The organism is Pseudovibrio sp. Ad26 (assembly GCF_001623285.1).
Taxonomy (GTDB): Bacteria; Pseudomonadota; Alphaproteobacteria; order Rhizobiales; family Stappiaceae; genus Pseudovibrio; species Pseudovibrio ascidiaceicola.
The window spans coordinates 258,539-279,825 of the sequence record NZ_LMCE01000047.1 but is presented as its reverse complement, the minus strand read 5'-3'; the positions used below and the strand labels follow the sequence as shown (position 1 = coordinate 279,825).

Genomic DNA, 21,287 nt, shown 5'->3' with positions numbered 1-21,287 from the left:
AAACGGATATTTTTAAAGAGATATACTGTTTGATTTGCCAATCACTCCCCCTGTTGCCAGCTGCCTGCGTATCTATGCGCTGATCCAAATTGGGGTGCATTCGCGGAGTTCTCTTTTCCATGACTGTCGAAAGTACCGAAGCGCATGAAGATGGCACTGCAGCAGCCTCTTCCGTCCCTACACCTGAGATGACTGCTCAACCTTCCTCCACGCAAAACCTGAGTGATGAGCAGATCGCCAATGCGATTGTTTCGCGGTTGAGCCGTGATGATAAACTGGCCATGCGAGACGGTGATCAGGCCTTCTGGCCGGGCGTTCGGGACATGATGAAGAACGGCTCTCAATCCGGTCCGTGGGCAGCGGGGGCGTTACCAGAGCATCACTTGCCAAGTGTTCATTACACAGAAGGCTCACGCGGGATCGTGCTGAAGGGTGCCACAACGTTTCCTACAGTGATTGCAAGAGCGGCAACCTTTGACCCTGAGTTGGAAGAACGGATTGGCGCAATCATTGGATATGAGATGCGCGCCTTTGGTGGCACACTGTTTGGCGGTGTGCCGCTTAACCTGATGCGCCATCCCGCATGGGGACGAGCACAGGAATCCTATGGCGAAGACAGCTTTCTGATCGGTGCAATGGGCTCAGCTCTCGTTCGCGGTGTTCAACAACATGGCATGGCATGCATCAAGAACTTTGCTCTGGCATCTATGGAACACTCCAAGCTTTCCCTCAATGTTACAGTGGGACAGCGCGCACTCTATGAGGTGTATCTTCCTCACTTCAGGAAGGCGGTTGAGGCAGGTGCTGCGGCTGTCATGACGTCCTACAGCTCCATCAATGGCGAGCTTTGCGGACACAACAAAGAGCTTCTCACCCAACTGCTGAAAACAGACTGGGGGTTTAAGGGATTTGTGCTGAGTGACTTCCTGTTCGGCATACGCAATGCGAGGGAGGCTGCTCTTGCCGGCATGGATCTGGAGATGCCGTTCCAACTGCACTTTCACCAGCACCTGTCAGAGCTGATCGATGATGGAGAGGTCTCCGAGGCAGCATTGGATGACGCCTGTTACAGGCTTATTCTGCAACAGCTCAGAGTGCTGCGGAAAGGCCGTTACGAGAAGACCCGCGTTGGTTGCGCCGAATTTCGATCTGTTGCGCAGGAGGCCGCTGAGAAGTCGACCGTGCTCCTGAAGAACGAAGGTGGGTTTCTGCCTCTTAAGGACATTCAAAGCATTGGTGTTATTGGTCGTTTAGCAAGTGTGGCCAACACAGGCGACAAAGGAACGAGTGATACACAGCCGACACATATAACCACACCGCTCGCAGGCCTTCGCTCCTACTACAAACACAAGATCGACATCTGGCAGGACAGAGGCCAGAACATCAATCGCGCCCTCCAGATCGCAAAACGAGCGGATGCCGTTGTGCTGGTGGTCGGGAATGACCACAGCCGTGAAGGTGAATGGGTTTCCGCTGATCTGGCAACACGCTTTCATGAAGTTCTTCCTCAACCTCGGAACCGCGAAGAGGCAAAGATTGCCTCTCAATTTTTACGCGCATTTGGTGGTGGAGGTTCTGCGGGCAAACCTCAGACATCCGGAGAGGCTGAAGACGGTTATGGTTCCGGCGACAGGCAAAGCCTTCGTCTGCCTCCGCACGATGTTGAATTGATTAAGCAGGTCTGTGCCGCAAATTCCAACTGTGTCGTGGTTGTTATGGGGGGTGGTACTATTTTGATGAATGAATGGCAGGATAAGCCTGCTGCCATCTTACTGCATTGGTATCCAGGGATGGAGGGAGGAACTGCACTTGCCCGCATTCTATCCGGCGAAGTCTCCCCCAGTGGCAAGCTGCCGTTTGTCATCCCACGACGAGAAAGTGACCTGCCTGACTTTGATCGCAATGCGCGTAAAGTGATCTATGACCTTTGGCATGGATACAGGAAACTAGACAAAGATGATGTCACACCGGCGTATCCTTTCGGGTTTGGTCTGAGCTACTCTCAATTCCATTATTCGGAACTTGTTGTTACACCGCCTGATGAGCTCCTTACTGGTAGCATTGACGTGCAGTTCTCCATCGCCAATATCGGGCAGGTTGAGGCAGAAGAAGTTTCGCAAGTTTATATTGCTCCTAAGGGGTCCGCAGTAGAACGCGCTAAACAGGAGCTGAAGGGCTTCCAACGTCTTCGTATTCCAGCTGGTGAAAGCAGGCAGGTGACTGTCTCCATCCCGGTTGAGGAGCTTGCGATATTCGATAGTGAGCGCAACCAGATGGTGGTTGAGCGCATCGTCTACGAAGTGGTTGTGGGCAGCTCTAGTCAGGATCCCAACAGCCTGCGACTGGAACTCGACCTGTTTGGTGAACTCAATGAAACTACTGAGGAACCTGCGTAGACGGGCTTAGATTATCTCAGCACTACAAAGTCTGATGCAAGGCAGCTGTTCACACCCCTGTTGATTGGTTGTGCCCGGCTGATGTTTTTTGCTCATTTACGGTTCCGCGCTGCCTATTGGGGGTGACAATGCCCTTGAGTATTGCTAGGCACTATCCACCTTAGAAATTCGCGATTGATTGACCAGTTAAAGGCGTCGTTCACCAATGCCAGATCTTCTCCTCGAACTCTTTAGCGAGGAAATTCCTGCCCGCATGCAGCGTCGTGCGGCTGAGGATTTGAAATCCCTCCTGACCAATGCTCTTGTTGATGCAGGTGTAACCTATGAAGGCGCGAAGGCTTATGCCACTCCACGCCGCCTGACACTGCACGTTGCTGGCTTGCTTGCAGGCTCCAAAGCAACCCGTGAAGAGCGGAAGGGCCCGCGCGTTGGCTCGCCTGAGAAAGCATTGGCCGGATTCCTGCGTGGTGCAGGCCTTTCTTCTATCGACGACGCTGAAATTCAAAATGACCCGAAAAAGGGTGATTTTTACGTCGCTGTTATCGAAAAGCCAGGCCGCAAGACCGAGGATATTGTTGCTGACGTGATGCCAGACATCATTCGCAACTTCCCTTGGCCGAAATCTCAGCGCTGGGGTTCTGGCAGCTTGCGCTGGGTTCGCCCGCTGCACTCAATCGTTTGTACCTTCGGTCCTGAGACCGAAGAGCCAGAAGTTATTCCGTTTGAAGTTGATGGTATCAAATCAGGCCAGACCACCTATGGTCACCGCTTTATGGCACCTGATGCAATCGAAGTGCGCCGCCTGGAAGACTATATGTCCAAGCTGGAAGCTGCCAAGGTTGTGCTTGATGCGGACCGCCGCAAAGACATCATCGATGTAGATGCGAAAAACGCTGCTATGGCGCTTGGTCTTGAACTGGTTGAAGACGCTGGCCTTCTTGACGAAGTGTCTGGCCTCAACGAGTGGCCGACCGTGCTTATCGGTTCCTACGATGAGAGCTTCCTTCAGCTGCCTGACGAAGTCATTCAGCTCACCATTAAGGTGAACCAGAAGAACTTCGTGCTGAGCGATCCAGCCACATCTCGCCTCTCCAACAAGTTTGCATTGACTACGAATATCGTTGCAAAAGATGGTGGGACCAAGATCATTGCTGGTAACGAAAAGGTTGTTTCTGCACGCCTTGCCGACGCAAAATTCTTCTGGGAAACGGACCTGAAAACCAAGCTGGACAGCAACGTCTCCAAGCTGCAGGACATCGTGTTCCACGAGAAGCTCGGTACTGTAGCTGCCCGTGTTGATCGCCTTGAGCGTCTTGCTGCGGAAATCGCTCCACTTGTTGGTGCTGATATCGAGCAGACCAAGCGTGCTGCACGTCTTGCGAAAGCTGACCTCGTTTCTGCAATGGTTTTCGAGTTCCCTGAGCTGCAAGGCCTGATGGGTCGCTACTATGCAGAAGCGCAGGGCGAAGATACTGCTGTTTCTCAGGCGATTGAAGATCACTACAAGCCAGCTGGCGCGTCTGATGATGTACCAGTATCACCTGTTTCCATCGCTGTTGCTTTGGCAGACAAACTGGACATTCTTGCTGGCTTCTGGGCAATCGACGAGAAGCCAACCGGATCCAAAGATCCATTTGCACTGCGCCGTGCTGCTTTGGGTGTTATCCGCCTTGTGCTTGAAAACGACCTGCGCCTGCCACTGCGTGATGTTCTGGTTCAGAGCCTGCGCCGCAACCTTGCAGACATTGCAGCTGCACGCGGTGAAAGTGCGCTCTCCGATCTTCCATTCATCGGCAAAGGCAAAACCGGCGAAAGCGTTGTTAAAGACATCTTCTCCATGGTTTCCAAAGCTGCTGACGTGGTGCTGGCAAACGTTTCCGACAAGATCCCTGAGACCTCTTTGGAATCAGGTCTGATTGATGATCTGCTCAGCTTCTTCGCAGACCGCATGAAGGTGGTTCTGAAAGACAAAGGCGTGCGTCATGATCTGGTTGACGCAGTTCTGGCTCGTGGTGGTCAGGATGATATCAATCTGATCGTGAAACAGGCAGAAGCTCTTGCTGGATTGCTGGGCAGCGAAGACGGGGTCAACCTGCTGGCAGGTTACAAGCGTGCCGCGAACATTCTGCGTGCGGAAGAGAAGAAGGACGGCAAGGCCTTTACAGGCAAGCCTGATGCTGCTCTGCTGGAAGAACAGGCAGAAAAAGACCTGGCAGCTGCGCTGGATAGCGTTCTGGTTGAAATCAAGCCGCTGCTTGATGCTGCTGACTTCTCCGCTGCAATGGCTGCTCTTGCCAAACTGCGCGGTCCGGTTGACGGCTTCTTTGACCACATCCACGTGAATGCTGAAAAGCCGGAGGTTCGCGAGAACCGTCTGAAGATCCTTTCTGAAATTCGTGCAGCTGTTCATCAGGTCGCTGATTTCTCAAAGATCGCTGGCTAAGCTGACATCATAAGACATTTTAAAGCCCGGGACTCGCTTGAGTTACCGGGCTTTTTATTTGATTAGACTTTGACAGCTTTTTCGTACTCAACCGCCGTTTGTGCGATTTCTTCTTTCAGCCAATCCCGCAGCTTGCGAACACTGGGGCTGCGCAAGGCCCCTTCCCTGCAGATGAACCAGTAGGACCGCCCTGTTGAACAGCGGTGACCGAACGGGATCTTCAACTGACCCTGCTTCACAGCATTGGCGACCAGCGTATCCCAGCCCAAGAAGACGCCATGGCCTGCAATTGCAGCATCCATGCAGAGAGATGCGTTGGAGAAGCCGTGACCTCTTGGAAGCTGACTTTCTTTGAGACCAAACGGGGCCAGCCAGTCGCTCCAACGGTAATAGGAGTTATAGTCGCGGATGATCACTTCATTCAGAAGATCCCGTGGCTCTTTGAGGCGCTCTGCGATCTCAGGAGTGCAGACCGGATAGATGAAGTGCTCACACAAGCGCTCTGAGTAAACATCATCAGGCGCTCGTTTATGGACGCGGACACAGGCGTCTACGTCGGAGTGATTGAGGTTTACCAACTGGTCGTTGGCATCCAGCCTGAGATTGATGTCTGGATTGGCTTTCATGAAGCTGCTCAGGCGCCAGACCAGCCACTTTTCCGCAAGGAGTGGAGCAACTGACAGGAACAGACTTTCTTCCCTGTCCCGGTCTGCCAATGCAACAGCCTCTGAGATTTGCTTGAGGCCTGATGTGAGTTCGTGACAAATCTCGGCGCCAAGGCTTGTCAGCTTCAAACCGCCTGTCTCTCGAGTGAACAGCGGGCGGCCCAGCTGATGCTCGGTTTTGTGCAGTTGCTGGCTGACGGCGCCGGACGTAATGCCCAACTCTTCAGCCGCATTTTTCAGGGAGCCCAAGCGCCCGACAGCTTCAACAACGCGAAGGCCAGCGAGGCTGACTTGATTGAGATTTTTCATCGAGGACAGTTCCGAGCAGTAAATCTAAACCGGGGTTTAGTTATTCCAGATAGCACTTGCAACGCAATTGACGCATTGTCGCTCCATCAAGTCACAAAGGAAATGACAATGAAAAATCTTTTTAAAGATCTGCTGCGCGGGAAATCCCCCCGAAAGGCCAAAGTAGCTGCAGGCTCAAAGCCTTATTGTGCTGACCCACTTTCACACCCTGCTCTTCAGCGGATGGATACGCGCGAAATTGGTGATGTTTACATCAACCCAGAAAAAACGCTGCCTTAAGAGCAGCGTTTTTTATTTTGTCCCTCAATATGGGATGCCAATCTTTTTATAAATGAAATGCATTAGCCACGCAGGTCCAACCATCAGGAACTGAAGATCCTTAAAGAAGGACGGCTTTTTCCCCTCAATATGATGGCCGATAAACTGGCCGACCCATGCAATCACAAACACTACCAAAGCTGTCTGCCAGAGTGGGATACCAAGCCCAAACTGCTGGTAGGTCATGTTAATCCAGATCATCAATGCTGAGAACGCGGCCATGCCGATTGCCAATGTGATGGACAATGACAGATAGTAGATGATCGACAGCCCCAGCCCGATCGTGCACCAGTTCAACCACGGTGAGATATTCGAAAAACCGATGGGTGTTGGAACAGACCACAGCAGTGCAGTCACCGTCCAAAAAATGATCGGCACACAGATCCAGTGAATGGCTTTGTTTTTGTGATTTTGGTGGCTTTCGCCGTACTCGCCCAGAAGGCGGTCAATGCGACGCCCGGTTGCTTCTGAAAAGCTCATACTACCCTCCCCGTAATATCAAGCGGTATCAATGCAGCCAGCATGCCGTAAGGGGAAGGTATTTTCAAGCTGACAAAACTTCGGCGGGCATATTAACCAGTGCCCGCCGAAGGAGTTGTTTTAGCTATGTGGTGTCAGGCAAACGCCGGCATTTTCCTTACGACATTGCGCATCAACTGCTGAAAGTGCTGTCATATTTACGATGCCGCGTGAGGTCACGGATGGCGTGATGATGTGAGCAGTTTTCTTCGCGCCCAGCAAAATTGGACCAACATGAAGCGCGTCTGTCATTGCTTTGATGAGGTTCAATGCGATGTTGGAGGCGTCCAGAGTTGGGAACACCAGCAGGTTCGCAGGACCGGAGATATGCGCATCTGGCATGTAGCGTTTCAGGATTTCCGGCTTCAACGCAGCATCACCATGCATTTCACCTTCAGCTTCAAGCTCTGGCAGCTGTTTCCAAACCATCTGCAGGGCTTCCCGCATCTTGTTGGAGGTCGCAGATGGGCGGGAGCCAAAGTTGGAGTGAGACAGCAACGCAACGCGGGGTGTAATGCCGAAGCGTTTGATCTGCTCTGATGCAAGATGAGTGATCTCGGCAATCTCTTCAGCAGATGGACACTCAGTGACATATGTATCTGCAAGGAAATACGCGCCGCTGGAGTTGATCAGCAGAGAGAGCGTTGAGAAGTCCGTTACACCTTCGGAACAACCAATGATGTTGTTGATGTCGCGCAGGTGCTTATCAAAGCGGCCCTCGAGGCCTGTGATGAGTGCATCAGCTTCTTCTCTATGCAACGCCAGTGCACCAATGACAGTGGAGTTTGTACGCACCATCGTTCTGGCAGCTTCCGGAGTTACGCCTTTACGGCCAACCAGTTGCACCAGTGTGTCAACATAGGAACGGTAGCGTGGATCGTCTTCCGGGTTCACAAACTCAAAATCTGTACCCGGGCGAATGCGCAGGCCGAAGCGCTCACAACGGTTTTCCAGAACCTGCGGACGACCAATGAGGATTGGTGTCGCGAGGCCCTCTTCCAGCACCACCTGAGCGGCGCGCAGCACGCGTTCGTCTTCACCATCAGCGTAGATAACGCGCTGCTTATCTGCCTTTGCCTGTGCAATGATTGGCTTCATCACCATACCGGAGCGGAACACGAAGCGGTTCAGCTTATCCATGTAGGCGTCGAAATCTTCGATCGGGCGGGTTGCAACACCAGTTTCCATGGCAGCTTTTGCAACAGCAGGAGCAATGCGCAGGATCAGGCGGTTATCGAACGGGGATGGAATGAGGTAGTTCGGGCCGAATGTGTGGGTGACACCGCCATAGGCTTTGGCTACAACATCGGTCGGTTCTTCCCGTGCCAGAGCGGCAATTGCCTCAACAGCAGCCAGCTTCATTTCTTCGTTGATGGCCGTTGCGCCAACGTCCAGAGCACCGCGGAAGATGTATGGGAAGCAGAGGACGTTATTCACCTGGTTCGGGTAATCCGAACGGCCTGTACACATGACCACATCGTCACGAACAGCCAGTGCATCTTCAGGCATAATTTCCGGGTTCGGGTTGGCAAGGCCCATCACCAGAGGGCGTTTTGCCATCTTGGCAACCATCTCCGGCTTCAGCACACCAGCTGCTGACAAGCCGATGAAGACATCAGCGCCTTCGATGATATCATCCAGCGTGCGCTTGTCGGTTTTCTGCGCGAATACGGATTTCCATTCATCCATAAGGGCTTCGCGGCCCTCATAAACAACGCCCTCAATGTCAGAGACCCAGATGTTCTCGCGCTTTACACCGGAGGACACCAGCAGGTTAAGACAGGCCAGCGCTGCAGCGCCCGCACCAGAGGCAACGACTTTAATCTCATCCAGCTTTTTGCCGGAGAGCTCCATGCCATTGCGCACCGCAGCTGACACGATGATCGCTGTACCGTGCTGATCATCATGGAAAACCGGGATATTCATTCTTTCGCGCAGGCGTTTCTCGATCTGGAAACACTCTGGCGCTTTGATGTCTTCCAGGTTGATACCGCCGAAAGTTGGCTCCAGAACGCCAACTGCATCAACAAACTTATCAACGTTGGTCTGGTCGACTTCGATGTCGAATACATCAATGCCAGCGAACTTTTTGAAGAGGACAGCCTTACCTTCCATCACCGGCTTGGATGCCAGAGGACCAATCGCGCCCAAACCCAGGACTGCGGTACCATTGGAGATGACACCAACAAGGTTTTGACGTGCGGTATAGTCAGCCGCTTTTGACTCATCCTTATGGATTGCCAAACACGGAGCTGCCACGCCCGGAGAATAGGCAAGCGCCAAATCTCGCTGGTTTCCCAATGGCTTAGTTGCCTGAATTTCCAATTTACCCGCGCGCGGATACTCATGGTAAAAGAGCGCTTGTTCATCGAGTTCGCCGGAGGTAGGGCGTTTTTTGTCCGTCATCGTCTATTCTTGCCTGACCGAGTGAATGAGCGGCTCGCCACCGGGAATCACTATGACTTCCGGTTCAGATGTCGCAGTTTTGCAAAAACTAGACCATCGCCTAGGATTTTGCAGTATCTCAATACGTCTTAAAGCGTATAAATGCGCGAATTAGAATAAGCAAAACAATTGCATTCAAAATATGCCACAAGGAATGTGTTCCAACTGGCAAAATCGAGCAAATTGGTTCGTCCAAAATCCGGAAACTCATCGAAAGTGCGAAGACCACGCCTGCGGCCAACAAAGCGTTGGATGTTTGCCTGTTTTTGCTGCGGGCCAGGCCTGCAAAAAGCAGGATTGCGAGGAGTGCCGGGAAGTAGCCAGCAGTGGATCCAAGTATCCCTTCAAACAGCCTTGGGCCAAATGCCATTGCCCCAAAGAACAGCAGCGTTGCGCCCAGTGATATCAAGAGGTTGGCATCCATGTATCGACGCGTGGCAAGGTAGAAGTAAACCAGCATGAAGATCGCAATCGGGATGACATCAGCCAGCATAGACCAGAGGGTTGCGAAGGTGTGGAACAGGAACGACCCGATCCCAATTATGGTCAGCAGAGCAATGAGAACCAAAGCTGCGTTATCTTGTGCGTTGGTTTGCGTTGAATGCGTTTTTTTTGCGTTACTGCGTGCGTTCAACCAGAATTGAAGGGCAATCAGCGCGGCAATGATAAAAGCAGCGTTGCTCGCTGCATTGAGTGGCTCAGACCAGAATGCAGCGGAGGTGCGCTCGCAGTATTGGTTCAGTTGTTGATTCCAATCCATGAGCCCTCCAAGCTGGTACCGCGTTATTTCGTCGTATTTTGAAAGATCACTGTACCGTTCAACCAATGGACCCGGCTAGCCCTCAAAACCTTCTGGAGCTGAGCCTGCCGGTTCACTCCTGAGGCGTTCGCCAGCGCTTGTTGCAGGTGGTCTTTGTGGATCAGCATGGGCAGCTGGTGGCATGATGCTTTCAGCAAGCGATGCGTGAGGGTGATAAGTTTCTGCTTGAGTTGTGCCACAGTGCCGAATTCCTCCGTTCGGCTGGGAAACACAGCAACCAGATTCTGTTCGGTTCCGACTCGCTCCGCGCGCTCTATGAAGGATGCGGCTTCTGCCTGCCAGCCCGCTTGCAGAATAGCGCCGGGTTGGATGAGCAAAACCCAGTTGGAACGGGTGCACCGTTGGAGCCCTTCGGCCAGAGCGAAACCAGATTTTGAGGTGGTGCTGACGAAAACCGCACCGCTGGCATCCGCGACAATCTCTGTCCCATCAGATGAGCCTTCGTCGGCGATAATAACTTCTTTCAGGATGCCTTCTGCGGAAGCCGGGACCAGAGCGGACAGGGTAAGCACCAGCCGGTGCTCGCTGTTATAGGTGGGAATAAGTGCACTAATCATTCCAACAGCTTACAGTGATTTGCCTTATCTTTGGAAAGTAAAGGCTTGCAAATCCAGATATTTTGAGCAATGTTCCACTTATGTTCTCATAAGAAGATGAAAGTGCATGCCCCATGTCAACTGCACAAAATCACAGGGCCGAAACTGAGGCCGCTGATCCTTTGGGATCTTCGCTTCCGGTCAACATGACAGGTCGGGGCCGTGCGGCACATTCCAACAAGGCTGGCCGGTTTGAGGCGGAAAGCCGGGAACTGATGGATGACGGCTGGGGAACAATTGATGAACTTCCGCCGATCAAGACAGAAGTGCAGATTGAAACTGCACGGCATGTGATCACCAAGAACAGCTCTCCTGACCTGCCTTTTGATCGCTCGATCAATCCGTATCGGGGCTGTGAGCATGGCTGCATCTACTGCTTTGCGCGGCCAACCCATGCGTATATGGGCCTGTCGCCAGGGCTGGATTTTGAAAGCCGGTTGTTTGCCAAGCCCAATGCAGCACAGGTGCTGGAGCGGGAGCTGGGGGCGTCCTCCTATCAGCCGAAACCCATTGCGATCGGGACGAACACGGACCCTTACCAGCCGATTGAACGCACACACAAAATCATGCGTGAGGTTTTGGAAGTGCTGAACAAGACAGGACATCCGGTGACCATTGTCACCAAGTCCGCTCTTGTTATGCGCGATATCGATATTCTCAGCGAAATGGCAGAGCGTAATATGGCAAAGGTGGCAATTTCTGTGACCACGCTGGACCGGAAGATCGCGCGGAGTCTTGAACCGCGCGCGTCTACGCCACCTCGCCGTTTGCAAGCGATCAAGGCACTGTCTGATGCGGGTATTCCAACCGCTGTGCTGGCAGCTCCGATCATTCCCGGACTGACGGATCATGAACTTGAGAGCATTCTTGAGGTTTGTAAGGAGCATGGTGCGACAGAGGCCAGTTACATTTTGCTGCGCCTTCCTCGCGAGGTTTCTGAACTCTTCAAGGAATGGCTTTTGCGGGAGGCTCCGGGCAGTTACAGACGCGTACTGAGCCTTTTGCGTTCCATGCGTGATGGAAAGGACTATGACGCTCAGTGGACGCAGCGCTTCAAGGGTAAAGGTCCTTACGCAGACCAGCTGGCAAAGCGCTTTCAGCTGGCGTGTAAGAGCAAGCGTTTATCCTCGCGCTCAATGAAGTTGTCCTGTGACCATTTCATCAAACCAACTTGCGGCGGTGTGCAGCTTTCATTGCTGTAGACGAGGCATGTTGTGATGCTTGAAAGCTGAAGGGCTGCGTGGCAAAGAGAGGCATGTCGTATTTTGCAAACTCCCTCTTTGATATCGCCTTCCCTGATGCTCCGGATCTGCGCTTTGAGCGCTCTGTTGAGCAAGACCTGCAAGGGCGGTTTGCCGGTATTGATGAAGCCGGGCGCGGACCATGGGCTGGCCCTGTGGTGGTTGCCGCGGCCAGCCTCGACTACGACAACCTGCCAGAGGGACTGAACGATTCCAAGAAGTTGACCGAGGCCAAGCGCGAGGAGCTCTTTGAGCAGATCCTTGAGATGGCTGATGTGAGTGTGTGTGTGCAAAGCGCGCAGACCGTTGACCGGATCAACATTCGCGAAGCAACCTTGCAGGGCATGCGCACCTGCGCCCGCTCGCTCAGCGTTCCGGTGAAACGGTTCTTCATTGATGGCAAGGATGTGCCCCATCACTTGCCGCAGGAAGGGCAAGCGCTGATCAAGGGTGATGGCCGCTGCCTCGCCATCTCAGCTGCTTCCATCGTTGCCAAGGTGACCCGTGACCGCCTGATGGTGAAGATGGACAAGCATTTCCCGGAGTACGGCTTTGCCAAACACAAAGGCTACGGCACCAAACAGCATCAGCAGGCGCTGGCCGCCCACGGCGTAACCCCGCTCCACCGCTGTTCCTTCCGACCTATTCGGGAGATGATTGAGGGGTAGTTCGGTCAGCCTGAAGACAAGGGATGCTTTCTGAGTAATATTATGACATCCGACGATTTAAACCAGTTATTTACAAACAGACTCGCGCGCTGTTTCTTTTTATATTTTGCCCTATCTCTATTCCTGAGCTTTCTGTTTCATGGAGTTGCTTATTTCCATGGTGGGGACAAACTTACACATGTCGAGTTTCCACTCGCGGAACATACTGAACTGTCAGTTGATGGTGATTTTGTTGTAACCTACGTGCCCTATTGGAATCGCATACAGATTTACCATCGAGAGCATGGATTTCTTTCTGGATTCTTTTTAGGAAAGACGGCAGTCACCGGAGTATTCAGGATCTTTCCGGATACTCGTGTCATTGATTGCACGCACAAGCGCGCTTCAAGTCCGAGCTTCCAGCTGTATTCATTCAGCGGATCACTATTGAGCGAAACCCAATCGCCAAAAGTCGTCGAGAAATGCTCCGGCCACTACCTTCCAACATCCACTCAGGAAGCAGAACGCCTTGGTGTCTATTTCCAGTTTGATGGAGTTGGTTACTCTCTTCAGGCTAAAGACGGTCCGCAGTTAAAGACTTTGAATCAGAGAAACATTTTTGCAGATCTAATCGCTATGTCTCTGTTCCCTTTCACCATATTCAAAGTCTACATCTTTCTGCTTGGGGTTCAGACGATCTGGTTCTTCGTAAAAGCAACGCGACCAACCCAGCACAGAACGCGTCTCTGAGTTGGTTTCAACCTCTTAGACGGTGACAATCGTGCCTGTAGATCATCCAAAGTGCTTTTGCCAAATTTCCTGCGTTTGCAAAAGTAAACGCTGTATATCAATCATCTCCGCCGATGATCCGCTCGTGGATATTTTGATTGGTGCGCCCTTCGTGTAGAATTTATCTATCTCCGCATTTGCTAACCTAATAAAACTGCGCGTTTCTTCTGGATTGATTGGTCTTACTTCATCAGCCTCAATGCGAACAGCATTGAGAGAAGCGAGTGGTTTGGTGAGTGAAAAATTAGCGTGGCTCATCATTTGATCAAAACTCATAATTTAAGCAAAATTCAGAATTCGATCACGCAAGACTTATGCCGCTACGAAGCGCAGGAAACCGTTGTTCTTGAGGTACTCGTTTGGCCTAGGACGGCAGAACTTTCCTTAATTCGTGTGAGGTCGGTACTTATTTTAGGGACGCCACTATTGGTGTTCATGTGATCGGTTAGAATTGTGAATGGAAATGTGCGTTTCGCACTGACAGCGATGATTTCGACCAGCGGTTAGAGCGAACTCAAAAGCGGCATTGCTGATTTGGACTCAAACACTCAGACTTTCCCAATGCTCTCGCATTATAACGCAGAGTTGAATGACCTTGCGGCACTTACTCGCCTTTGAGTGCATTTTAACACAACCCAGAGGCGTAACAGCTCACATCATGGCGGCATTGCAACTCTAAATTCAGGAGCATTGAAATGCCAGCTATCACAGGTGCCGTGCGGAACGAGACCCTCCCAGTCCAACCACAGGCGGTTCAAAACACTGCCAAGCCGGCTGATCTACAAGAGACGTATAAGGAACGTCATCTTGGAGATCTTGGTATCAGCGTAAAATACAATCCCGCTATTCCAGAGCGACAAGTGGATTCCAGCCTTGCAGCGGTTTCTGTGCACCGTATGGTCAATGACAAACTTGGAATGACGACAAATGCGCTTCACAACGTCGTGGAGGGCGGTAAGGATGCAGTGCTGTCTGCTAAAGCCCCATTCTTAACCAACGCCTCACCAGCTCAGGAAACAGCTGGGACACACAAGTCAGTTGCTGCCTCCCCTGCTGATATCGCGAATTTGCCAGATGGTTCATATCTGCAAACGCAGGGCAGATGGCTGGATGCTTCAACCGTGCAGGTGCCTGCGCCCGGAAACGTGTTTGGCGCAAGCGGGCTGTTTGCCTCTGCTGAGACCAGCCTCGATATTCCTCTTGTGACGCCAATCAGTCCAAACAGGGATGACATCGCAGCTGCCTTTGGTGTCAAAATCTTTGATGAGGGACAGACTGTTCCGCTGAAGTTTGATGGCAACCTCAATGCCGTTGAGTACGAGTTCGGCAAGGCCTACCCACAATACCGGCTGGATGTGGCGAACGGGTTCTTTATTGAAACGCACGACTTCCCGCATGTGTTCATGCCAGCTTCTGAGCAGAGCGAGATTGTCATCACTGTCGGGGCACAGCTTGAAGAAGATCAGTTTGCTCTCACCAACTTCCTTGTTCCACATGGCAGCGGAATTCTGGTGCCGGGGAATACAATTCACGCCGATGCGTTCAGCTCAGGCAGCATCATTGCGTTGCTGACACATTGTACGGAAGCTGATGTTGTTTTGATGCACCAGCCGGATGACAGCCCGCTACCAATTAAAATCGACACCTCAGAGAGACTGGGACTTGCTGAGTGGCATGTCTAAGACACTAAGAACGAGTAGTGTTTAGACAAAGAAAAAGGCTCCCGAAACTCGGGAGCCTTTTTTGATATTCTTGTCAGAAATTCTGAGGATCAATTCAGGTTTTCAGAAACCTGTTTGATGCTCTGCTTGAGCACTTTATCCTGAACTTCTTCTTTGGCAGTGCTGGAAGCGACGATGGTTTCAGCTGCCTGAACTGCAACATCTGCAGCACGGGAGCGAACCTGTGCAATCGCATTTGCTTCAGCCTGAGCGATTTTCGCTTCGGCTGCTTTGGTGCGACGTGCAATCATCTCTTCGAGAGCTGCCTTGGCTTCTTCAGCCAGACGATCAGCTTCAACTTTTGCGTCAGCAACGATCTGATCTGCTTCCGCTTCAGCCTCTTTACGCTTGCGCTGGTACTCGGCCATCAGAGCCTGAGCTTCTTCACGCAGCTTACGGGCGCCTTCAAGCTCTTGCTTGATATTGTCCGCTTGCTGGTCAAGCATTGCACCAACCTTGCCAGGTACTTTCAGGTACCACAGCAGGGCAAAGAAGAGGATGAGACCAACGAGTGCCCAAAGGCTTGCATCGAACATTCTGTCACCCCTTACTTAAGTGCAGCATCAACGGCTTTGGCAACTTCAGCTTTCGCTGGAGCACGGCCACCGATAAGTGCCTTCACAAGCTCGCCTGCAGTCTCGGCGGCGATTTCGCCAACATGAGACAGGCTTTCAGCTGTGATCTTGGAAATGCTCTGTTCAGATTCGGAAAGCTTAGCTGCCAGCTGCTCTTCAGCCGCTGCGCGGGCGCTTTCTGTCTCTGCTTTCACCTTAGAACGTGCATCATGAGCCATGGTAGTGGCTTTTTTGCGCGCTTCAGCTAGAGCACTTTCGTAGGATGCAATGGCTTCATCTGTCTCTTGTTTGAGACGGGATGCTTCTGCCATATCACCTGCGATGCGATCGCGACGATCTTCAAGGATACCGCCGATGCGTGGGAGGACCACTTTCGACATTACCCAGTAGAAAACGCCGAAGGAAAGAACCAACCACAACAGCTGAGACGGGTAAGTCGTGCTGTCGAACGGAGGAAAGCTACCGCTATCCTCTACAATGCCAACTTCGGCAGTTGTATTCAGGTTGCCTTGAGTATTCGACATCAACTTCTCCGTGAACGCTCTTCGTAACGTTTTATGATTTTAGAGACGGTCCCTACCAAGAGGAACCGTCACCATAAAACGCTCTAATCGTTGTCGTCGATTATACTGCGAACAGCAGCAGAAGTGCGACGAGAAGGGAGAAGATGCCGAGAGCTTCGGTCACAGCAAAGCCGAGGATGAGGCGGCCAAACTGTCCATCTGCTGCAGATGGGTTGCGCAGTGCGCCGGCAAGGAAGCTGCCGAAGATGTTTCCAAGACCGAGAGCTGCACCACCCATACCAAGGCAGGCGATACCGGCACCAATGTATTTTGCTGCTTCTGCATCCATGACAAGTGCTCCTAAACTAGCAATAGCGTCTATGACTTTGTTTTTGGGTTTGAAACCCGGATTCTACACGTTACTTAGTGGCTCGGATGGAGCGCATCTGCAAGATACATGCAGGTAAGAACGGTAAAGACGTAGGCCTGAAGGAATGCCACGAGGAACTCAAGAGCCGTGATGGCAACTGTGAGTATCAGAGGCAGGATCGCAGATGCGATGCCAACTGCACCGAAACCGGTGAGCATGACAACAAAACCTGCGAAAACCTTCAGTGTGATATGACCAGCAAGCATGTTTGCGAACAAACGAACGGACAAACTAACTGGACGTGAAAGGAAAGAGATAACTTCAATCGTGGACACCAGAGGAATAACCCCAACTGGAACGCCACTTGGGACGAACAGCTTAAGGAAGCCTGCACCGTGCTTGAAGAAACCGTAGATCGTTACAGTGCCAATCACGAGAATTGCGAGTGCAAATGTCACGATGATCTGACTTGTAACGGTGAAGAAGTATGGGAACATCCCGAGCATGTTTGCAACGAAGACGAACATGAACAGGGAGAAGACGAGCGGGAAGAACCGCATTCCGTCATTGCCTGCTGATCCTCGCAATGTGGCAGCAACAAACTCGTAGGACATTTCCGCCATGAGTTGAGCGCGGCTAGGGACCAGACCACGTCTGTTGGTAGACAGAACGAGGAACAAGGTCGCTACAGCGACGGTGACAACCATGAACAAGGAAGCGTTGGTAAAGGAGAAATCAACACCGCCAATCTCCACAGGAAAGATCTTGGAGATATGAAACTGGTGGATCGGATCGATCGCGTTGCCTGAATTTCCAGCCACAGGTAGTACCCCTGAAGTGCCAATTTACGAGCGCAAGAGCGCGATGAATTAGTTAGTCCTGCTTCTTGCCAGAATTCATCCGTCTTTCAGGGCCGGCGACTTTGCCCGCCTCCCGAAGGACGTTTAATATTCCCGCAACAAAGCCAAGCATCAGGAGAATTATCATCCCCCACGGCTTGGTCCCGATCCAGCTATCCGCCATCCAGCCGAGTGCCCCCCCGACAAAGATAGCGGCAATAAACTCGGAAGACATCTTCCAAGCCTGTGACAAGCCTGACATCGCGCTGGTCTTGTTCGGTTCCTCTTTAGCAGAGGCTTCGTCCAAGCGTGTATCCAACGTTTTGCCGAGCTTTTCTAGCCGCTCAGACAGGTGACGATCAGTTTCTTTCATGTCTTTTTCACTCTGCTTATTCTCATCGGGAGACATGTTCATTCTTCCTAGATACCGGCAGATAGTTCAAAGACATGGATGCCCCTGAAAGTCGGGGGCACCATAATGCTCGTGATCTGCACTGTCAAGGTTAGAGCTACTTAATCTAAATAACTGATATTTAAAGCGTTTCCAGAGTTTCTAACAGAGAATACGTATAAAGGATACTTTCAAGCCCGTATTGTACCCTATTTTAGGCCGGTTCCGTGAATCGTTCAGCCGTCTCAAGATCTACTGATACGAGCTGAGAGACCCCTCTTTCAGCCATGGTTACACCGAACAATCTAGACATGCGCGCCATGGTAATCGGATTGTGTGTGATGACGGTGAAACGCGTTGCCGTGTTCTGCGCCATATCCTCCAGCAAAGCACAATAACGCTCAACATTGGCATCATCCAACGGAGCGTCAACCTCGTCCAGAACACAGATTGGGGCAGGGTTTGTAAGGAAAACTGCGAATATGAGCGCCATGGCGGTGAGAGCCTGCTCACCACCTGAAAGCAGTGTCATGGTCTGGGGCTTCTTGCCCGGAGGGCGTGCGAAGATCTCCAAACCCGCGTCGAGCGGGTCTTCCGCATCCACCAGTTTCAGCTCTGCTGTTCCGCCGCCGAACAAGTGTGTGAATAAACGCTTGAAGTGGTCGTTGACCTGATCAAAAGAGCTCAAGAGACGCTCTCTCGCTTCCTTGTTCAGGTTCATGATTCCTGTGCGCAACTTCCTAATGGCCTCAATCAGGTCGTCTCTTTCGGTAATCAGCGTGTCTCGCTGCTCCGTAATTTCCTGCATTTCCTCATCGGCACGCAGGTTTACGCCTCCCAGACGTTCCCGCTCAGCCTTCAAACGATCAAGCTTGCGTTCGGCGCCTTCGGCATCAGGCAAAGGCGCATCTGGTGACAGGCCGGCCATCTCATGCAGACGAAAGACATTGACTTCCAACACCTCATCGACGCGTCGCTCAATTTCCAGGCGGCGCTCTTTGGCTGCTTCAAGGCGCTCCTCGGCCCGGACCTTGCGCTCCCGAGCGCCCGATAAGCCTTCCATGGCTTCACGGGCCTTCTGGTCGGCGATCAGCTGGCGCTTTTCACCTTCCGCGAGTTTGTCATCAGCTGCCTTGCGTGCACTCTCTGCAGATGTGAGGCCATTCATCAGGTCCTGACGTTTGAGCTCGATCTCCTCCGGGCTCTCCAACAGGATGAGACGCTCTTCTGCGGCATCATCACGACGCTGGCGCAGGACGGAGATTTGCTTGTCTGCGTTTTGCGCGCGCTGAACCCAATTCTGTCTGTCGCGTTCAATGGTTTCAAGGCGCCGCGCACGCAGCTCCCCTTCCCGCTTCAGCGCATCGGTGGCTCCTTTGGCCTCTGCCAGTTTGCTGCGGCAGGTGGAAACACCTTTGGACGCACTTTCCAGCTCAGCTGTTACGCCTGCAATATCCGGTAGTTCTTCCAGAGCGCTCTCGGCTTCTTCGAGCGAAGCTGCAGTCTCTTCATAATCTTCATTTGCGCGGCGGAGCTGTTCTTCAAGCGTTGTTTTACGCACCGACAATTCTGTTAGGGCACGCTCAGCAGTCGCGAGTTCTTCACGCAAGGCGACAATACGAGATTGCTCCAGACGCAGTTTCTGACGCATATCCTGCTCAGCAACTTCTGCCTGACGCCTGTGCTCGGTCGCAGTTTCCAGCGCTTCTTTCTTTTCTTCCACCAGATCCCTCGTCTGTTCGACGAGGTCTTCCAGTTCCGCCAAGCGGTTTCGTTGCGCGAGACGTTGTGCAGCTGGTGTTGGTGCATCTGCTGCGATGATCAAACCATCCCAGCGCCACAGATCCCCTTGCTTGCTGACCAATCGCTGGCCAACTTTCAGCTCTTTGCGCAAAGCTGAGCCGTGTTCAGCCTCAATCAGCCCAACCTGAGCGAGACGGCGTGCCAACTCATTGGGCGCCTGCACATATTCGGAAAGTGGTGTTGCGCCTGCTGGAAGGGCTGGATCACTGCCCGCCCCCGCATTCAGGCTCCAACGGACCGGCGCATCTTCTTCCATTGCAGCATCAAGGTCTTCGCCCAAAGCAGCGCCCAGCGCAGTCTCCAGACCGGGGCTCACGCTCATCCTGTCAACGGCGGGGGTCCAGTCACCGCTTTGACCGGCGGAAAGAACGGCGTGAAGGGTCTTTGCTTCTGTCTCATACCTTGAGAGAGCTGAATGCGCTTCATTTAATGGGTTGCGGCAGTTGTTTTCGGCTTCACGGGCGGCTGCCAGAGCTTCTTCGGCTTCAACAGCGCTTTCTTCAACTTCAGCCATTTCTTCCAGAGCTAGTTCCAGTTCTTCGCGTTTGTCGCTCGGGCCGCTGGCGGCTTTGATATCTGCCTCAACCGTTTCAAGTTGGCCTTTGAAACGGTCTGCTTCTTCTTTAAAGCGGGTGCTCTTCTGGCGGATACCGGAGATCTGGTTGTCGAGCTGCGTGTGTTTGGCAAGCAGGCTGGCGTGATCCTGCGTGATGCGCGAGTGCTTCATCTCGCTGGCATCGAGCTTGTCTTCTGATATCAGGACAAGCTCTTCCGCTTCTGCGGCGCGCTCTTCCAAAGTCTCGGCAGCTTCAAGGAGTTCCTGCTTTTCCTCTTCCAGCTCTTCCAGATGACTGGTGTTTTCGCTGGCGAGCTGAGCTTCGCGCTCAATGTCCTGCTCCATCTGCGCCAGACGTGCCTGAAGGTCTGTCAGTTTTTCTTTTATGCGGCGGTCTTCTGAGTCCAGATCATTTTTGGCGATAATCAGATGCTGGAGCGCAGCAGCAGCGCCGCCTGCGGCTTCTCTGAGTTTTGGAATTTCATGGGCGGCAAGTGCCTGCTCTTTCGCCGTGGACGCCTGCAGGCCTGCGATGTCCCGCATTCCGATCTCAGCATCCGCATATTGCTTGCGGGCAGCGTCAAGCGCGGCTGTTGCTTCCTGCCAGCGCAGATACAGGATCGTCGCTTCGGCCTTGCGAATTTCAGAAGAGAGGTTGCGGTAGCGGGAGGCCTGTCTTGCCTGCCGTTTCAGGCCGTCGAGTTGCCCTTCAATCTGAACAACCACATCTTCCAGTCGCTCCAGATTGGTTTCAGCAGCCCGCAGACGGATTTCTGCTTCTTTCCGGCGGCTATGCAGGCCGGAGATGCCTGCGGCTTCTTCCAGGATCTTTCTACGCGATGTTGGTTTGGACGAAATCAGCTCGCCGATTTGCCCCTGTCGCACCATTGCCGGTGAGCGCGCACCAGTGGAGGCGTCGGCAAACAGCAACTGTACGTCTCTTGCACGAGCGTCTTTGCCGTTGATCTTATAGACAGAGCCAGCTTCACGCTCGATGCGGCGGGTGACTTCCAGCGTGTCACTGTCGTTATATCCAGTGGGTGCAGTTCGATCTTGGTTGTCGAGAAAGAGCGTCACTTCGGCTGTGTTACGCGCCGGGCGGTTGAGGCTGCCCGAGAAAATTACATCATCCATTCCGGAGGCGCGCATGTTCTTATAGGAGCTCTCTCCCATAACCCAGCGCAGCGCTTCTACAAGATTGGACTTTCCGCAGCCATTGGGCCCGACAACGCCTGTCAGGCCGTCTTCAATGACAAACTCCATAGGCTCAACAAAAGATTTGAACCCAAGGACACGGAGGCGCTGAAACTTCATAGAGCGCCCCCTACTCTTACAACAGAG

General features: G+C 52.6%; 19 protein-coding genes. 7 read left to right on the top strand and 12 right to left on the bottom strand.

The features are described from left to right. Positions 1 to 119 precede the first annotated feature (119 nt). Both PsAD26_RS07740 and glyS read left to right on the top strand, forming a co-directional pair. Complete coding sequence (locus PsAD26_RS07740) at positions 120 to 2,396, top strand: glycoside hydrolase family 3 C-terminal domain-containing protein (protein WP_063309922.1); 2,277 nt, start codon at positions 120 to 122, stop codon at positions 2,394 to 2,396. Between the two features lie 205 nt (positions 2,397 to 2,601). Beyond that, complete coding sequence (gene glyS, locus PsAD26_RS07735; protein WP_063309921.1) at positions 2,602 to 4,839, top strand: glycine--tRNA ligase subunit beta; 2,238 nt, start codon at positions 2,602 to 2,604, stop codon at positions 4,837 to 4,839. A 62-nt stretch (positions 4,840 to 4,901) separates the two neighbouring features. Here glyS and PsAD26_RS07730 read toward each other — a convergent pair whose 3' ends face one another. Then, positions 4,902 to 5,813, bottom strand: coding sequence for a LysR substrate-binding domain-containing protein (locus PsAD26_RS07730; protein WP_063309920.1), 912 nt, complete (start codon positions 5,811 to 5,813; stop codon positions 4,902 to 4,904). Positions 5,814 to 5,921: 108 nt separating this feature from the next. Between PsAD26_RS07730 and PsAD26_RS29655 the strand changes: the two genes are divergently transcribed. After that, positions 5,922 to 6,092, top strand: a complete 171-nt coding sequence (locus PsAD26_RS29655; RefSeq protein ID WP_167550265.1) for a hypothetical protein — start codon at positions 5,922 to 5,924, stop codon at positions 6,090 to 6,092. A 24-nt stretch (positions 6,093 to 6,116) separates the two neighbouring features. Here the strand turns inward: PsAD26_RS29655 and PsAD26_RS07725 are convergent, their stop codons facing one another. The 4 genes from PsAD26_RS07725 to PsAD26_RS07710 form a co-directional block, all read right to left on the bottom strand. Further along, a complete protein-coding gene (locus PsAD26_RS07725) occupies positions 6,117 to 6,611 on the bottom strand; it encodes an Mpo1-like protein (RefSeq protein ID WP_063309919.1) in 495 nt (164 codons plus the stop codon). Between the two features lie 120 nt (positions 6,612 to 6,731). Next, positions 6,732 to 9,056 (bottom strand): NADP-dependent malic enzyme, encoded by a 2,325-nt coding sequence (locus PsAD26_RS07720; protein WP_063309918.1) that lies wholly within the window; start codon positions 9,054 to 9,056, stop codon positions 6,732 to 6,734. Positions 9,057 to 9,174: 118 nt separating this feature from the next. Next, positions 9,175 to 9,855 carry a ceramidase domain-containing protein gene (locus tag PsAD26_RS07715; protein WP_063309917.1) on the bottom strand — a complete coding sequence of 227 codons (681 nt, stop codon included), beginning with the start codon at positions 9,853 to 9,855 and terminating at the stop codon, positions 9,175 to 9,177. Positions 9,856 to 9,878: 23 nt separating this feature from the next. Beyond that, a complete protein-coding gene (locus PsAD26_RS07710; protein WP_063309916.1) occupies positions 9,879 to 10,472 on the bottom strand; it encodes a glycosyltransferase in 594 nt (197 codons plus the stop codon). A 185-nt stretch (positions 10,473 to 10,657) separates the two neighbouring features. On the opposite strand from PsAD26_RS07710, the gene PsAD26_RS07705 reads away from it, so the two are divergent. The 3 genes from PsAD26_RS07705 to PsAD26_RS29940 all read left to right on the top strand — a co-directional run bounded on the left by PsAD26_RS07705 (position 10,658) and on the right by PsAD26_RS29940 (position 13,149). Beyond that, on the top strand, positions 10,658 to 11,713 hold the full coding sequence (locus PsAD26_RS07705; RefSeq protein ID WP_244278184.1) for a PA0069 family radical SAM protein: 1,056 nt from the start codon (positions 10,658 to 10,660) through the stop codon (positions 11,711 to 11,713). A 53-nt stretch (positions 11,714 to 11,766) separates the two neighbouring features. Next, a complete protein-coding gene (locus PsAD26_RS07700; protein ID WP_063309914.1) occupies positions 11,767 to 12,420 on the top strand; it encodes a ribonuclease HII in 654 nt (217 codons plus the stop codon). Between the two features lie 426 nt (positions 12,421 to 12,846). After that, positions 12,847 to 13,149, top strand: coding sequence for a hypothetical protein (locus tag PsAD26_RS29940; RefSeq protein ID WP_208980495.1), 303 nt, complete (start codon positions 12,847 to 12,849; stop codon positions 13,147 to 13,149). A gap of 42 nt (positions 13,150 to 13,191) precedes the next feature. On the opposite strand, the gene PsAD26_RS07690 is transcribed toward PsAD26_RS29940, so the two are convergent. Continuing rightward, positions 13,192 to 13,464 carry a hypothetical protein gene (locus PsAD26_RS07690; RefSeq protein WP_208980496.1) on the bottom strand — a complete coding sequence of 91 codons (273 nt, stop codon included), beginning with the start codon at positions 13,462 to 13,464 and terminating at the stop codon, positions 13,192 to 13,194. Positions 13,465 to 13,883: 419 nt separating this feature from the next. On the opposite strand from PsAD26_RS07690, the gene PsAD26_RS07685 reads away from it, so the two are divergent. After that, positions 13,884 to 14,870 (top strand): hypothetical protein, encoded by a 987-nt coding sequence (locus tag PsAD26_RS07685; RefSeq protein WP_063309913.1) that lies wholly within the window; start codon positions 13,884 to 13,886, stop codon positions 14,868 to 14,870. An 89-nt stretch (positions 14,871 to 14,959) separates the two neighbouring features. Here PsAD26_RS07685 and PsAD26_RS07680 read toward each other — a convergent pair whose 3' ends face one another. The 6 genes from PsAD26_RS07680 to smc all read right to left on the bottom strand — a co-directional run bounded on the left by PsAD26_RS07680 (position 14,960) and on the right by smc (position 21,260). Next, positions 14,960 to 15,445 (bottom strand): ATP F0F1 synthase subunit B, encoded by a 486-nt coding sequence (locus tag PsAD26_RS07680; protein ID WP_063293756.1) that lies wholly within the window; start codon positions 15,443 to 15,445, stop codon positions 14,960 to 14,962. 11 nt (positions 15,446 to 15,456) lie between these two features. After that, the gene (locus PsAD26_RS07675) at positions 15,457 to 16,008 is read right to left on the bottom strand and encodes a F0F1 ATP synthase subunit B (protein ID WP_063295526.1); all 552 of its coding nucleotides are present in this window, start codon (positions 16,006 to 16,008) and stop codon (positions 15,457 to 15,459) included. Between the two features lie 100 nt (positions 16,009 to 16,108). Then, positions 16,109 to 16,336 (bottom strand): F0F1 ATP synthase subunit C, encoded by a 228-nt coding sequence (locus PsAD26_RS07670; protein ID WP_063295525.1) that lies wholly within the window; start codon positions 16,334 to 16,336, stop codon positions 16,109 to 16,111. Positions 16,337 to 16,410: 74 nt separating this feature from the next. Continuing rightward, positions 16,411 to 17,178 (bottom strand): F0F1 ATP synthase subunit A, encoded by a 768-nt coding sequence (locus PsAD26_RS07665; protein WP_057462888.1) that lies wholly within the window; start codon positions 17,176 to 17,178, stop codon positions 16,411 to 16,413. 52 nt (positions 17,179 to 17,230) lie between these two features. Beyond that, the gene (locus PsAD26_RS07660; protein ID WP_108817844.1) at positions 17,231 to 17,605 is read right to left on the bottom strand and encodes an AtpZ/AtpI family protein; all 375 of its coding nucleotides are present in this window, start codon (positions 17,603 to 17,605) and stop codon (positions 17,231 to 17,233) included. A 196-nt stretch (positions 17,606 to 17,801) separates the two neighbouring features. Next, positions 17,802 to 21,260 (bottom strand): chromosome segregation protein SMC, encoded by a 3,459-nt coding sequence (smc, locus tag PsAD26_RS07655; protein WP_063309912.1) that lies wholly within the window; start codon positions 21,258 to 21,260, stop codon positions 17,802 to 17,804. Between the last annotated feature and the right edge of the window lie 27 nt (positions 21,261 to 21,287).

Bases quoted from the DNA above. Each gene is read 5' to 3' on its own strand.
- PsAD26_RS07740 (WP_063309922.1), top strand. From the start codon at position 120: ATGACTGTCGAAAGTACCGAAGCGCATGAAGATGGCACTGCAGCAGCC.
- glyS (WP_063309921.1), top strand. From the start codon at position 2,602: ATGCCAGATCTTCTCCTCGAACTCTTTAGCGAGGAAATTCCTGCCCGC.
- PsAD26_RS07730 (WP_063309920.1), bottom strand. From the start codon at position 5,813: ATGAAAAATCTCAATCAAGTCAGCCTCGCTGGCCTTCGCGTTGTTGAA.
- PsAD26_RS29655 (WP_167550265.1), top strand. From the start codon at position 5,922: ATGAAAAATCTTTTTAAAGATCTGCTGCGCGGGAAATCCCCCCGAAAG.
- PsAD26_RS07725 (WP_063309919.1), bottom strand. From the start codon at position 6,611: ATGAGCTTTTCAGAAGCAACCGGGCGTCGCATTGACCGCCTTCTGGGC.
- PsAD26_RS07720 (WP_063309918.1), bottom strand. From the start codon at position 9,056: ATGACGGACAAAAAACGCCCTACCTCCGGCGAACTCGATGAACAAGCG.
- PsAD26_RS07715 (WP_063309917.1), bottom strand. From the start codon at position 9,855: ATGGATTGGAATCAACAACTGAACCAATACTGCGAGCGCACCTCCGCT.
- PsAD26_RS07710 (WP_063309916.1), bottom strand. From the start codon at position 10,472: ATGATTAGTGCACTTATTCCCACCTATAACAGCGAGCACCGGCTGGTG.
- PsAD26_RS07705 (WP_244278184.1), top strand. From the start codon at position 10,658: ATGACAGGTCGGGGCCGTGCGGCACATTCCAACAAGGCTGGCCGGTTT.
- PsAD26_RS07700 (WP_063309914.1), top strand. From the start codon at position 11,767: ATGTCGTATTTTGCAAACTCCCTCTTTGATATCGCCTTCCCTGATGCT.
- PsAD26_RS07690 (WP_208980496.1), bottom strand. From the start codon at position 13,464: ATGAGTTTTGATCAAATGATGAGCCACGCTAATTTTTCACTCACCAAA.
- PsAD26_RS07685 (WP_063309913.1), top strand. From the start codon at position 13,884: ATGCCAGCTATCACAGGTGCCGTGCGGAACGAGACCCTCCCAGTCCAA.
- PsAD26_RS07680 (WP_063293756.1), bottom strand. From the start codon at position 15,445: ATGTTCGATGCAAGCCTTTGGGCACTCGTTGGTCTCATCCTCTTCTTT.
- PsAD26_RS07675 (WP_063295526.1), bottom strand. From the start codon at position 16,008: ATGTCGAATACTCAAGGCAACCTGAATACAACTGCCGAAGTTGGCATT.
- PsAD26_RS07670 (WP_063295525.1), bottom strand. From the start codon at position 16,336: ATGGATGCAGAAGCAGCAAAATACATTGGTGCCGGTATCGCCTGCCTT.
- PsAD26_RS07660 (WP_108817844.1), bottom strand. From the start codon at position 17,605: ATGTCTCCCGATGAGAATAAGCAGAGTGAAAAAGACATGAAAGAAACT.
- smc (WP_063309912.1), bottom strand. From the start codon at position 21,260: ATGAAGTTTCAGCGCCTCCGTGTCCTTGGGTTCAAATCTTTTGTTGAG.